The organism is Martelella endophytica (assembly GCF_000960975.1).
Classification (GTDB): Bacteria; Pseudomonadota; Alphaproteobacteria; order Rhizobiales; family Rhizobiaceae; genus Martelella; species Martelella endophytica.
Window position 1 is genome coordinate 2,474,684 of record NZ_CP010803.1, and the last position, 12,528, is coordinate 2,487,211.

The following is a 12,528-nucleotide window of genomic DNA, read 5'->3' on the forward strand; positions in this document are numbered from 1 at the left end:
ACCGCATTGTGATTTTATAATTCCGGTCTATTTTACAAGCCAAGGAACTGACGTTCCGCAATCATTCCGTCGTCATTTCCCTCTAATGAGGGACATATGGATTTTAAAAGGAGCTTCCCATGGCCCGGGTCACGATGAGGCAATTGCTCGATCACGCCGCCGAATTCGGCTACGGCGTTCCCGCGTTCAACATCAATAATATGGAGCAGGGGCTTGCGATCATGGAGGCGGCGAAGAAGACGGCGTCGCCGGTGATCATCCAGGCAAGCCGCGGCGCGCGCTCCTACGCCAACGACCTGATCCTGTCGAAGCTGATCGAAGGGCTCGTCGAGCTCTATCCGGATATCCCGGTGGTCATGCACCAGGATCACGGCAACAGCGAAGCGACCTGCATGACCGCGATCCAGTACGGCTTCACCTCGGTGATGATGGACGGCTCGCTGGAAGCCGATGGCAAGACACCGGCGTCCTATGAATATAACGCCGGCATTACCAAGCGGGTCTGCGACTTTGCCCACTGGGCCGGCGCCTCGGTCGAAGGCGAGATCGGCGTGCTTGGCTCACTGGAAACCGGCGAAGGCGAGAAGGAAGATGGCCACGGGTTCGAGGGCAAGCTCGAGCGCGACCAGCTGCTCACCGATCCGGACCAGGCGGTACAGTTCGTCAAGGATACCGGCGTCGATGCGCTCGCCGTCGCCATGGGTACCAGCCACGGTGCCTACAAGTTCACGCGCAAGCCGGACGGCGAAGTGCTGGCGATGAGCCTGATCGAGGAAATCCATCGCCGCTTGCCGAACACCCACCTCGTCATGCACGGCTCGTCCTCCGTACCGCAGGATCTGCAGGAGATCATCAACGCCTATGGCGGCGAGATGAAGCCGACCTGGGGCGTGCCGGTGGAAGAGATCCAGCGCGGCATCAAGCACGGTGTGCGCAAGGTCAACATCGACACCGACAACCGCATGGCGATGACCGGTGCGATCCGCAAGGTGTTTGCCGAAAAACCCTCCGAATTCGACCCGCGCAAATATCTGAAGCCGGCAATGGAAGCGATGACCAAGCTCTGCATCGAACGCTTCGAAGCCTTCGGCACCGCCGGTCACGCCGACAAGATCAAGCCGATCCCGATGTCGGACATGGCCAAGCGCTACGCCGACGGCTCACTGGCGCCGAAGATCGGCTGACGAACCCGGCGGGGTCATGCCCGCCGGTCCATCGACCGCGACACCATGAGGACCGGAACCAGCCCGGCGGCGATGATGATGATCGCCGGGACGGAGGCGCTTTCGACCTGCGCGCGCGAGGCATCCTCGTAGACGAGGGTGGCAAGCGTGTTGAAGTTGAACGGGCGGAGCAGAATGGTGGCCGACAGTTCCTTCAGCGTCTCGATGAACACTAGAAGTGCGGCGGTGGCGAGCGCCGGCTGCATGTTGGGCAGCAGCACGGAAAACAGCGCCCGGCCCGGCGTGCGGCCAAGCGTACGCGCCGCATTATCGAGGTTGGGCGAGAGCTTGGCAAAGCCTGAATCGATATTTCCTTCGGCCATTGCGAGGAAGCGGACGGTGCAGGCATAGACGATGGCGAAGCCGCTGCCGGTGAGGACCAGCCCGGTCGAGATGCCGAAGGTCGCCCGCATCAGCCCGTCGAAGCCGTTGTCGAGGGCAGCAAGCGGGATCAGCACGCCGATCGCAAGCACCGTTCCGGGAACGCCGTAGCCGAGCGTGGCAAGCCGGGCGAGGCCGCGGCTGGCGCGGGTCCCGCGGCTGCGCACGGCAAAGGCGAGCGCAAGGCCGAACCCGATCGCACAGAGGGCGGCAAGGGCTGCAACGGTGATGCTCGTCATCAGAGCACCCAGCAGCCGCTCGGAGAAAAAATCGTCAAGCCGCTTCAGCGCGAACTCGAACAGCACGCCGGCGGGTATGACGAAGCCAACCAGCACCGGCAGGATGCAGGCGAGGGTGGCGGCGGCACCCCGCGCGCCGGCAAGCCTCTGGCGCACTGCCCTGCGTGCCTCGCCCGCCGTTCCGGCGGTCGCGTAGCGCTGGTTGCGGCGCGCGAGCCTCTCGGTCGCAATCAGGGCGAGGACGAAGATCAGCATGATCGCCGAAAGCTGTGCGGCGCCAGCGAGATCGCCCCGGTTCAGCCAGGTCTCGTAGATCGAGAAGGTCAGCGTGTTGACGCCGAGATACTGAACGGCACCGATATCGTTCAGGCTCTCCATCATCACCAGCGTCAGTCCGACGACGATCGCCGGCCGGGCCATCGGCAGCTGCACCGCGCGTAACACCCTGAAGCGCGATGCCCCGAGTGTGCGCGCCACATCGGCCGCATTGCGGCCCTGCATCGCGAATACGGAGCGGGCCGTCAGGTAGACATAAGGATAAAGCACGCTCGCCATCACCAGCACCACGCCGCCGAGCGAGCGGATATCGGGGAAAGCATATTCGCGGGCGCTGGTATAACCGAAGAGGCTCCGATAGAGCGTCTGAACCGGACCGGTAAAATCGAAAAACTCGCCGAAGGCGTAGGCGGAGAGGTAGATCGGCATGGCAAGCGGAAGCACCAGCGCCGCCGAGAGCAGGCGCCGGAAGGGAAACTCGTAGGTGGCCACGAGATAGGCCGTGGTCACGCCGACGATGGCGGTGACGAGCGCGTTTGCGAGCAGCAGCCAGAATGTGCGGGCAGCCGCCCCCGGCAGCACCGTCGCCGCAAGATGGCTGATCGCGGCAAAATCCGACGACGCGGCCAGGAACACGATGGCCGCGATCGGCAGCAGCATCAGCGCGGCAATCAGCGCTGCCATCACGGGCGGACGGTTGCTACGAGCGGCGGCGATGCGTTCGGTCAGTGTCACGGTGGCAGCGGTCTGAAACGGGATGATCGGAGCCCGGTTTTATGGCCGGGCGCGGTACCGTGCAATATCCGCTGCTCAATAGTGCAGCGAGCGCACCTCTTTCGACGGCAGAAAGACTTCCACCAGCATGCCCTCATTGGGCACCGCATGCACCAGGAAGCGGGCGCCGAGGCCCTCGGCGAGCCTTCGGGCGCGGGCGAGGCGCGGATTTTCGCCGTTGCTTTCGCCATCGGCGGTCGGGGAGCGCCGGCGGCTCGGGGCGATGCCGTTGTCGCGGAAGCGAAGCGCGGTCTCGCCGCTTGCGGCGATCGCCGTCGACACCACCACCTGTCCGCCTGCTGGCGTGAAGTGGATCGCCTCCTGCAGCAGTTCGAGCGCGATCTGCTTCAGCGTTTCGGTGTCGCTCGGGGTCTCCGCGAGGCTCGGTGAAAGCGCTGCCCGGATGATGATGCGTCGGGCATTGGCCCGCGGCTGGACGACACTGACGGCCTCGGCGATCGCATCGTTCACCAGGGCTGCCGCATGAACGGGTGCGGCTTCCTGGGGCGGCGGACGACGTTCGGCGACGGGCGCGGGCTTCTGCGGCTGCCAGTCGCGCTCCGGTTCGCCGAGCAGCCTGCCGACGACGACACGGGCGTGACGGCTCTTCTCGCCGATTTCGCGGGCGATGGCGTGGTAGCGTTGGTCGCCGACAGGCCCGAACGCCTCCTCGTCCATCGTTTCCGAGAGCGAGATGATGGCTTCGAGCGGCTGGCGTAGTTCGTGGCGAAGCGCGGTGCGGTAGCGGTTGCGCTCTTCCTCCGCATCCCGCGCCTCGCGGCGGGCGGCGCGCAGGTCGTCCTCGCGCTGCTTGGAACCGGTGATGTCGCGCAGGATGGCGCAGGCGCCGCGCGGCAGCCGGCCGAGCGTCATGAACAGGGGAATGAGGCCGCCGGAGGACTCGCGGCCGATGACCTCCATGCCTTCATGCATCAGGTCTCCGGCGCGGCCGTTCAGCAGCCGGTCGAGATGGTTTTCGACAGCGTTGCGGCTTTCCTCGGCGAAGAGGCTGGCAAACGCCGTGCCGGTGACGTTCTCGCTCTCGACGCCGAAAAGGGCCCCGGCCGCGGTGGAAAGCGTGCGGATATTGCCTGCCGTATCGATGGTGACGATACCGTCCGTCGCGGTCTCGAGAATGGCGCCAAGCTCGTCGACCTCCTCGGTATCCGGCGCGGGGCGCGAAGGCATGATGGCGGTTTCCGGCCGCAGCGTCAGCGCAAGCGCCCGCTGGCCTTGCCAGTCGACGGCCTGCAGGTGCAGCGAAACGGCGAGCCGAGTGCCGTCGGCGGTGATCAGGAACAGCCGGTCGTCGCGGCCGCGTTCGACCAGCGCATCCGTGCCGCCGGCGGCGATGACGGCATCGAGCGAGCCATATCCCGAAAGCATGAAAAAGGCCGGGTTTGCATGCCGCACGACAGCGCCGGACTGGATCAGCATCGCATCCGTCTCGGTGTCGACATGGGCCGCATCAAGGCCGGGTGGGCTGGCGGCTGCCTCCGATGGCGCTGCCACGCGCCGACGGATGACGGGGGCGTCCTCCGTCGCGTCGATGTCGTTGCCGGCGTCGATGGCCCGTAGGCGGGAGGCGATCTCATCGAGCGCATGACGTTCGTTCTCGGTCAGGCCGGGCGCCGGCTCCGCCTTCGGCTGCGGGGCGACGGGGGCAGGGCGCTGCCTTTCCTCGCCGCGCCGGACCAGGCCGAAGCCGCGGAAGCCGTCGAAGTGGCGCTCGCGCGTGAAGGTCGGCAACGCCGCGAGATCGACCGGAACGACGGTGTCGGTGCCGGAGACTGGCCAGTCGACCGTGCGGCCCGACCATGTGCCGGTTTCATCCATCAGCCGCGCAATGGCGGCGGCTCCTATCACACCGGGATCGCGCTCTAGCTCTTCGAAGTGGCGGCCGATGATATCGGCCATCTCCGCGCCGACGGCTTCGGCAAGCTCGCCCGAAACCTCGCTGATCCGCCCGTCGCCATCGGTGCGCCAGACAAAGCGCAGCGGTCGCTCGGTCGCGGGATCTTCCGCTTCCGGACGGTGCGCGGGCTCACCCGGAACCTTGCGGATCACCGGGTTCGTCGGGGCGGGCTCTTCCTCTTCGGCGCGCAGCAGGACGCCGAGGCTTTCGTCGATGGCGGCAATCGCATCGCGGGCAGAACGCTGGCCCGCCGGCTCGGCCGCCTCTTCCGTCGAGAGTGCCGCAGCCTGGCTTGCGATTTCATCAGCAAGTTCGGCCGAGACGACAAGCAGGAACAGGTCCGATGACAGCCGCCCGAGCGCCAGCGGCCAGATGCCGTTTTCGGTGGTGACCAGCCGTTCGACATAGGTGTCGGCCCCGGCGGCAAGGTCGCCGAAGGCGTCCCTGAGGAGATCCGCATCAATGCCGGTGCCTTCAAAGCCCGGTGATTGGGCCCGCATTGCGCCATCGGAACCGATGACGGCGAGATGTGCCTCCTCCGGTGCAAAGCCTGCAACCAGCGACTGGATTGCGCTCTCCTGTGGCAGCGGCCCTTCAAGCAGGGCATAACGCTCGCCACCAAGCACGAAAAGGCTCGCCGTCACGTCCATGGCGATGCGCCTGAAGCCGCGGGCCACATGGATCGAAAAGGTCCTGATGTCGCCCGGCTCCTGCAGGCCGGCACTGGCCACGATGAACTGGCGGAACACCACCTGCTCCTGCGACGGGCCGTCATCCACGAGTGCCGCGACCGTCCCCCGTCCGAAGAACCGCGCCCCCGCGGCATTGGCGAAGGCGATCGCGCCGGACTGCGCATGGATGGCGACCAGCGGCCGGGCGGACACGAATCGGCCGCGCAGCGCCGGATGCGTTGCGAAGGCGATGAAAGGCGGTGCTATCGTGCTCATGGCTTTGACCCGGTTGCTTCGTCGAGTGCCTTGTGGGCGCAGGTTTAACGCTTTCTTAATAATAATAAGCGCGATTGTGGTCCAGTATGGGCGAAAGCCTTTCGTTTTGAAGGGTTAACGGTGGCAAGGGCGGTAACGACCACCCGCCGGGCGTCCGGATTTTGACGATAAGGCGAGATGGGGCTTGCAAAATCATCTCAAGCCTTTTATGTCAGCCCGCGATGCAAGACGCATCGACTTTGTGCGGTTGTAGCTCAGTTGGTTAGAGCGCAGGTTTGTGGCACCTGAGGTCGGTGGTTCAACTCCACCCAACCGTACCATTTCCCTTCCAGCAAATTGCTTTGTGGAACGAGAGATGGCGTCAATCGTCGTCGTGCCGTTTCTGCTGTCCGCTCGCCTAGAGCCCTTCAGGCTTAAATGGAAGCGTTCTGCGGCAAGGAATTTGCGCCAGGACCAAGGCTTTGGCGCAGGGCATAGCCGTAGCTATGTCCAAGCCGAAGACCGCCGGTAATGGCGCAAATTCATGCCGCCCTTCGGGTTTGCCGAAACCGGCCCTCCACTTTGTCGAAACCCTTCGCCATAGCTATGGCTATGCCGCGCGGGCTTCTTCGCGTGGAATGACCGGTTTGGGCAAACAGGACGGATTCCATTTAAGCCTGAAGGGCTCTAGCCCGAGATAGACCGTCCCCGCCGGGTAGCCTATCCGCCTCGGCGTGCGGGTGGCGAGCAGGAAGCCGAGCGTCATCGGGCCGACGCGCCCGATGAACATCACCGCCATGATGACGGCCCTGCCGGCGCTGTCGAAGTCGCCCGTAATGCCGCGGGACATGCCGACCGTTGCGAAGGCCGAGACCGTCTCGAAGGCGATCGCGAGGAAATCGCCCTCGTGCAGCAGCAGCATGACGAATATGGCGCAGATGATGACGAGGATGCTGACGGTCGCAAGCGCGAGCACCTTCATCACCTGTTCCGCCCCGAGCTCGCGTCCGAAAACATGGATATTGGTCCGGCGCTTGAAGAAGGTGAACGTCGCGAGCATCAGCACGATGAAGGTCGTGACCTTGATGCCGCCGCCGGTTGACGTGCTGCCCGCGCCAACGAACATCAGCGTCATGAACATCAGCGATGTGCTGTCGGAAAGGTTGCCGATCTCGACGGTGTTGAAGCCGGCGGTGCGGGTGGTCGCGGCCTGAAACCAGCTCGCCCACAGCCGATCGGACCACGAAAGCGCGCCGAGTGTGCCCGGATTGCTCCACTCCATCATCCCGAATGAAACGGTCGACCACACCAGCAGCGCCACCGTGCCGGTCAGCATCAATTTGGTGTGCAGCGAGAAGCGCCGCCATTCGCGTGTCCGCCAGACATCGGAGGCGACCGTGAAGCCGAGCCCGCCCAGAATGAAAAGCGCCGGAATGGTGAGATTGATGATCGGATTGCCGACCCAATGGCTGAGACTGTCCGGGAAGAGCGCGAAGCCGGCATTGTTGAACGCCGAGACCGCGTGGAAGAGGGCTTGCCAGAGGCCCGCCCGCCAGCCCGCCTCGGGGACGAAAACCAGTGCCAGCAGCGCCGCGCCGATCAGTTCGCACAGGAGCACGACCTTGAGGATCATTCTCGTCAATGCCAGCAGATCGGTGGCGGATGTCTGGTTCAGGTCTTCCTTCAGGTACAGGCGATGGGTGAAGCCGACCGGCAGGCCGAACATCGAGAGAATCAGGACAGCAAAGGTCATCAGCCCCAGACCGCCGATCTGAATAAGCAGCAACAGAACAGCCTGGCCGAAGATGGTGAAGTGGCTGCCGGTATCCACCACGGCAAGTCCGGTAACGGTCACCGCCGAGGTTGCCGTAAACGCGGCATCGGACCAGGTGATCGGACTGGTGGTGGCAAGCGGCAGCTTCAGCGCGATCGTGCCAAGGACGATAAAGCCCGCATAGATGAAGATCAGGACGAGCGGCGGGGCCAGATGCGGGGTCTGGCGTTTCGAATAGATGCGTGCCATGCCTCAGTTCCCGTCGCGCAGATCGTCTCCGAAATGCCGCAGGTCCGCTCGCTTGCCGAGAAGCAGAAGCTTGTCGTCCTTCCTGAGGGTCAGGTCACCCTCGTCGCAGGAGAGGTACTGATTGTCTCGCATCGCGCCAAGCGCCCGGACGCTATACTTCTCGAACACTGCCGCCTTGCCCACCATCTTGCCGTCGAGTTCGTCCGGCACCTTGAAGTCGACCACGTGGTAGCCGTTTCCAAGGCTGACATAATCGCGCACCAGCGGATTGTGCAGCATCTGCGCGATGTGCTGTCCGATTTCCTGCTCGGGCAGGATCACCCGGTCGGCGCCGAGCTTGGTCAGGATGCGGTGGTGGGTCCGGTTCAGAGCCTTCACCCAGATCGTTTCGACGCCCAGCATCTTGACGTTCATGGTGCACAGCACGTTCGCCTCAAGGTCTTCGCCGATCGCCACAATGGCGACGTCGTAGCCGCTGACACCCGCTTCCTTGAGCGCGAGTTCGTCCTTTCCGTCCGCAATCACGGCCTCCGTCAGCGTTTCAGCCAGCCGCGTGACATTCCGCCCCTCGATGTCGATGCCCAGCACCGGATTGCCGAAGCGGGCGAGTTCGCTTGCCACGGTGCTGCCAAAGGTCCCAAGACCGATCACGGCGAAGCTGCGGGTTTTCATGTTTGCGGCCTTCCGGTTGTTTCAGGGGCCGCAGAAAGCGCCATCTCGACCACGAATGCAAGTCCTGCCGCGGCGCATGCCTGCTGCCGGCCGGCCCGGACGGGACGGCTGAAAGCAAGCGCAACAGCGTCTTGGCCACGGCTTATGACTGCGGCGTATAGCCATCCGGGAACTGCATCAGCCGGTCGCAGGTGCCGTCATTGCCATAGAGCTTCTGGTCGCCTTCGGCCTGCTGGCGGGCGTGGAGGCGGGCGGCGTTGATATCGGCATCGGTGGCGCCCATCTGGCGTGCCTTGGCATAGGTGGCGTCGGCGGCGTCTTGCAGGCGGCGCGTGGCGCGCAGCCCGCCGTCCGACTGGCAGATTTCTGCGCCCAGTTCCGCGCTTGCTGCCTGGTCGAGCATGGTCTGCATCGGGCTTGCCGGCTCAGGCGTCGACTGGCAACCGGCAAGGGCGATGAGCGCGGCTAGCGGCAGGGCGAGGCGGAACGGGACGGTCATGGGCTTCCTCCTTGAAGCGCCCGCCGCGTCAGGGCGGGGCGTTGCCGCGACTATCCGACACTCGCGAGAAAGTGGCAAGGGCAGACGGGGAGGCGGTTACGGTCCGTCGTTGAAACGTACCTTGTCCACAAGCTCGCTCGCTTGCCTGCGCTGTGCGGCGATTTCCGACAGTGGCAGCGGATCGGGATGGATCTCGCCAAAGGACTTGACGATGTCGGAGGCCTCGGCGCCCGGCATCACCGGATATTCGAACACCTGTTCGGCGTAGATTTCCTGTGCCTCGGGCGAGGCGAGGAATTCCATCAGCTTCAGCGCGTTTTCCGGATGCGGCGCGTTCTTCGCCATCGCCATGCCGGAGACGTTCACATGGGTGCCGCGGTCATCCGCATTGGGAAACAGGATATCGATCGCCGCTGCCCATTCTTGCTGTTCCGGCTCTTTTTCGTCCGTCATCATCAGGCCGACATAATAGGTGTTGCCCAGCGCGATGTCGCATTCGCCGGACATGATCGCCTTCGCCTGGCTGCGGTCGTTGCCGTTGGGCCGGGTCGCGAGATTGGCCTTCAGCCCTTCAAGCCAGGTTTCGGTATAGTCGAGCCCGTGATGGGCGATCATCGAGGCGATCAGCGCGATATTGTAGGGATGCTGGCCGTCGCGGATGCAGATCGCGCCCTTCCATTTCGGGTCGGCCAGTTCCTCATAGGTGATCGGAACGACGCCGATGCGGTCCTTCGAGGCATAGACGACCCGGCCGCGCTTCGTCAGCGCGAACCACTCGCCGTTGGGATCGCGGTATTGCGCGGGGATGTCGTCTTCGATGAGCGCGCTCGAAACCGGTTGGGTGATCCCCGCTTCCTTGGCATCGGTCAGCCGGCCGATATCGACGGTCAGGATGACGTCTACGGGCGAGTTGACGCCCTCGGCCTTCACGCGCTCGGTCAGGCCGGTGTCGAGGAACAGGACATTGGTGTTGATCCCGGTCTCTTCCTCGAAAGCCTCGAGCAGAGGGGCGATCAGCTCCGGCTGGCGATAGGAATAAATGTTGACGTCCTCGCGTGCCTTCGCCGGAAAAGCCGCTGCGGCGACCATGAAAAACGGGACGAAAGCCTTGAGCGCACGCATCATTTCCTCCATATCTGTTTTAACTTGACTATCCTATTCAGGTAACCAGACTGCTGAGTCAACCGCGTGGCCCGCAAGACCTGAGTAAAATATTCTTCTTTTTGGAATTGTTCAAAAGAGAGAACCGCGCTATAAACATGGAAACGTTCTAAAGAGGAGTCCGGTATGCGCCTGACGAAGCAGACAAATTACGCTGTACGGATGCTGATGTACTGCGCGGCCAATGATGGCAAGCTGAGCCGGATCCCGGAAATCGCGAAGGCCTACGGCGTTTCGGAGCTTTTCCTTTTCAAGATCATCCAGCCGCTGCACAAGGCCGGCATCATGGAAACGGTGCGGGGCCGCAATGGCGGCGTCCGTCTCGGCCGTCCGGCAAACGAGATCACGCTCTTCGACGTGGTGCGCGTGACCGAGGAAAACTTCTCGATGGCCGAGTGTTTCGACGATGATGGCGACACCGATTGCCCGCTGGTCGACAGCTGCGGCTTCAACGGCGCGCTGCGCGAGGCGCTGAACGCCTTCTTCTCGGTGCTCGCCAAATACACGATCGCCGACCTCGTCCGTCGCCGCAATGACATCTTCAAGCTGCTGAACCTCGATGAGGACAAGCGGGTGGAGACCTCGGCAGCCTGACGCCGGCGCCTCACCATCGATACAGAAACGCCGCCTCAAGGGGCGGCGTTTTTGATTCGTCACTGCGGTTGCGCTCGGCCGCGACGGGGCCTGACGTTTCAGGGCACAATGTTTTCCAGATCGGCTAACAGGGGCGTGTGGCTGGGGCGCCAGCCGAGCCCCTGCTGCGTATGCGCGCTGGAGGCCGGCTGATCGGCCGCGAAGATCGATGCGAGCGGGCCGTAGGTTTCGGCCGGTACCGGTTGGACCGGAAGCGCGAGCCGCCGGCCGATCACCGCCGCGATGTCCCGCATGCTGTCGCCCTCGGTGCCGACGGCGTGCCAGGCGGTGCCGGCTTCCGCCTTTTCCAGCGCCAGCCGAAACAGGCGGGCGGCATCACGCGCGTGAACCGATGGCCAGCGCTGTTCGCCGCCTCCGAGGTAGCCGGATACGCCGGATTGCCGTGCGATATGGGCCAAAAGGCCGGCAAAGCCGCCATTGCCGTTGTTGTGCACGGTGCGGGGCAGGCGGACGGCTGAAACGCGAACGCCGCGGCTGGAAAGCGCAAGCGTCGCCATCACCGATCGGGCGCGACCGCCGACCGGCCCGTCCGTCGGGATCGGATCGGCTTCGGTCGCCGGGCGGCCAGGCGCTTGCGGCGTGCCGGAACAGGTGACGAGCGGCTTGCCGCTATCAATCAGGGCTTCACCAAGTGCGGCAAGCGCTGCGCCTTCTTCTGCGATCGAGCGCGACAGCGCCTCGGCCGAACTGAAATCATTGGAAAAGGCGAGATGGATCACGCCATCGGCGCTGGCCGCGGCCTGGCTGAGGACGTCGATATCCGTCAACGAACCCCGCAACGGTTCGGCGCCGGCATCGCTTGCCGCCTGCGCGGAGGCTTCCGAGCGGGTCAGTGCGACGACGGTGTGGCCATTGCCCAGCAATTCTGCAACAACGGCAAAGCCGATGAGCCCTGTGCCACCTGTGATAAAGACACGCATTCTGTCAATCCTTTTAATGTCAGTAACTGACATATAGGTTTAGTGACAGTGACTGACAATAGCTACGCGAGACCTCTATGCCCAGAAACCCGGACGATGCCCGAAAGCGCTTGCAACAGGCGGCCCTGGAGCTGTTCGTCGAACATGGCTATGAGGCAACGACCGCGGCCGAAATCGCCGCGCGCGCCGGCGTGACCGAACGCACCTTTTTCCGTCATTTCCCGGATAAGCGGGAGGTGCTGTTTCAGGGGCAAGAGATCCTCGCAAGGGCCCTTGAGGCGGCGATTGCGGAGGCGCCGCCGGAACTTCCGCCGCTGCAGATCCTAGAGCGGGCCTTCCGGTCCGTCATCGGCCTTCTGGAGGCGAACCGGCCGTTCTCGGAGCCGCGGGCCAGGATCATCGCCGCGACGCCGGCGCTGCAGGAGCGCGAGACCGCCAAGGTGATGATGCTCTCCCGGCAGGTCGCAGCGGCGCTCGAACGGCGCGGCGTCCCCGCCGCACGCGCCGCGCTTGCCGCCCAGGCCGGCCTTGCCGTGTTCGGCCAAGCCATCACCGCCTGGTTCGCCGACCCGTCTCACGGGCTTGCGGCCGAGATTGATCTTGCTTTCGCTGAACTGAAGGCGCTCTCGGCTCCCCAAGAGGATGGCCGCTAGCCCTCGCACGCCGTCGAAACGCGGAACAGCACGCCGCCACGGACCGCAAGCGGGCTTCATAGGATGGAATTATCAGAGAAAATGGCGCGCCCGACAGGATTCGAACCTGTGACCTTTGGAATCGGAATCCAACACTCTATCCAGCTGAGCTACGGGCGCCCGAAGCGGGCGATGCCGCTTGTCGGCACTCTTTAGCGCAGCTTGATGCCGGC

General features: G+C 64.2%; 10 protein-coding genes and 2 tRNA genes. 4 read left to right on the forward strand and 8 right to left on the reverse strand.

The genetic code is table 11. The annotated features are described in order from the left end of the window. The first annotated feature begins 119 nt into the window (after positions 1–119). On the forward strand, positions 120–1,184 hold the full coding sequence (gene fba / locus TM49_RS11245) for a class II fructose-bisphosphate aldolase (RefSeq protein WP_045681330.1): 1,065 nt from the start codon (positions 120–122) through the stop codon (positions 1,182–1,184). Positions 1,185–1,198: 14 nt separating this feature from the next. Here the strand turns inward: fba and TM49_RS11250 are convergent, their stop codons facing one another. Further along, on the reverse strand, positions 1,199–2,803 hold the full coding sequence (locus tag TM49_RS11250) for an ABC transporter permease (RefSeq protein ID WP_082074901.1): 1,605 nt from the start codon (positions 2,801–2,803) through the stop codon (positions 1,199–1,201). A 126-nt stretch (positions 2,804–2,929) separates the two neighbouring features. Further along, positions 2,930–5,755, reverse strand: coding sequence for a PAS domain S-box protein (locus tag TM49_RS11255; protein ID WP_045681333.1), 2,826 nt, complete (start codon positions 5,753–5,755; stop codon positions 2,930–2,932). A 243-nt stretch (positions 5,756–5,998) separates the two neighbouring features. Here TM49_RS11255 and TM49_RS11260 point away from each other — a divergent pair. Beyond that, positions 5,999–6,075: transfer RNA gene (locus tag TM49_RS11260), tRNA-His, on the forward strand. 269 nt (positions 6,076–6,344) lie between these two features. On the opposite strand, the gene TM49_RS11265 is transcribed toward TM49_RS11260, so the two are convergent. The 4 genes from TM49_RS11265 to TM49_RS11280 all read right to left on the reverse strand — a co-directional run bounded on the left by TM49_RS11265 (position 6,345) and on the right by TM49_RS11280 (position 10,050). Next, on the reverse strand, positions 6,345–7,757 hold the full coding sequence (locus TM49_RS11265; RefSeq protein WP_082074709.1) for a TrkH family potassium uptake protein: 1,413 nt from the start codon (positions 7,755–7,757) through the stop codon (positions 6,345–6,347). A 3-nt stretch (positions 7,758–7,760) separates the two neighbouring features. Then, positions 7,761–8,429, reverse strand: coding sequence for a potassium channel family protein (locus TM49_RS11270; protein WP_045681334.1), 669 nt, complete (start codon positions 8,427–8,429; stop codon positions 7,761–7,763). A gap of 142 nt (positions 8,430–8,571) precedes the next feature. Beyond that, a complete protein-coding gene (locus tag TM49_RS11275; protein ID WP_052699815.1) occupies positions 8,572–8,928 on the reverse strand; it encodes a hypothetical protein in 357 nt (118 codons plus the stop codon). Positions 8,929–9,024: 96 nt separating this feature from the next. After that, positions 9,025–10,050 (reverse strand): Fe(3+) ABC transporter substrate-binding protein, encoded by a 1,026-nt coding sequence (locus TM49_RS11280; RefSeq protein WP_045685140.1) that lies wholly within the window; start codon positions 10,048–10,050, stop codon positions 9,025–9,027. A 165-nt stretch (positions 10,051–10,215) separates the two neighbouring features. On the opposite strand from TM49_RS11280, the gene rirA reads away from it, so the two are divergent. Beyond that, positions 10,216–10,683: an iron-responsive transcriptional regulator RirA gene (gene rirA, locus TM49_RS11285; protein WP_045681336.1), complete on the forward strand. Its 468-nt coding sequence runs from the start codon at positions 10,216–10,218 to the stop codon at positions 10,681–10,683. 98 nt (positions 10,684–10,781) lie between these two features. On the opposite strand, the gene TM49_RS11290 is transcribed toward rirA, so the two are convergent. Next, positions 10,782–11,663, reverse strand: a complete 882-nt coding sequence (locus TM49_RS11290) for an SDR family oxidoreductase (protein ID WP_045681338.1) — start codon at positions 11,661–11,663, stop codon at positions 10,782–10,784. A 77-nt stretch (positions 11,664–11,740) separates the two neighbouring features. Here TM49_RS11290 and TM49_RS11295 point away from each other — a divergent pair, with 77 nt between their 5' ends. Further along, entirely contained in the window at positions 11,741–12,316 is a 576-nt protein-coding gene (locus TM49_RS11295; RefSeq protein WP_045681340.1) for a TetR/AcrR family transcriptional regulator, read from the forward strand. An 82-nt stretch (positions 12,317–12,398) separates the two neighbouring features. Here the strand turns inward: TM49_RS11295 and TM49_RS11300 are convergent. Then, positions 12,399–12,475, reverse strand: a tRNA-Arg gene (locus TM49_RS11300). Positions 12,476–12,528 lie beyond the last annotated feature (53 nt).

Coding starts and splice junctions, on each gene's coding strand:
- fba (WP_045681330.1), top strand. CDS start 120: ATGGCCCGGGTCACGATGAGGCAATTGCTCGATCACGCCGCCGAATTC.
- TM49_RS11250 (WP_082074901.1), bottom strand. CDS start 2,803: ATGGCAGCGCTGATTGCCGCGCTGATGCTGCTGCCGATCGCGGCCATC.
- TM49_RS11255 (WP_045681333.1), bottom strand. CDS start 5,755: ATGAGCACGATAGCACCGCCTTTCATCGCCTTCGCAACGCATCCGGCG.
- TM49_RS11265 (WP_082074709.1), bottom strand. CDS start 7,757: ATGGCACGCATCTATTCGAAACGCCAGACCCCGCATCTGGCCCCGCCG.
- TM49_RS11270 (WP_045681334.1), bottom strand. CDS start 8,429: ATGAAAACCCGCAGCTTCGCCGTGATCGGTCTTGGGACCTTTGGCAGC.
- TM49_RS11275 (WP_052699815.1), bottom strand. CDS start 8,928: ATGACCGTCCCGTTCCGCCTCGCCCTGCCGCTAGCCGCGCTCATCGCC.
- TM49_RS11280 (WP_045685140.1), bottom strand. CDS start 10,050: ATGCGTGCGCTCAAGGCTTTCGTCCCGTTTTTCATGGTCGCCGCAGCG.
- rirA (WP_045681336.1), top strand. CDS start 10,216: ATGCGCCTGACGAAGCAGACAAATTACGCTGTACGGATGCTGATGTAC.
- TM49_RS11290 (WP_045681338.1), bottom strand. CDS start 11,663: ATGCGTGTCTTTATCACAGGTGGCACAGGGCTCATCGGCTTTGCCGTT.
- TM49_RS11295 (WP_045681340.1), top strand. CDS start 11,741: ATGCCCAGAAACCCGGACGATGCCCGAAAGCGCTTGCAACAGGCGGCC.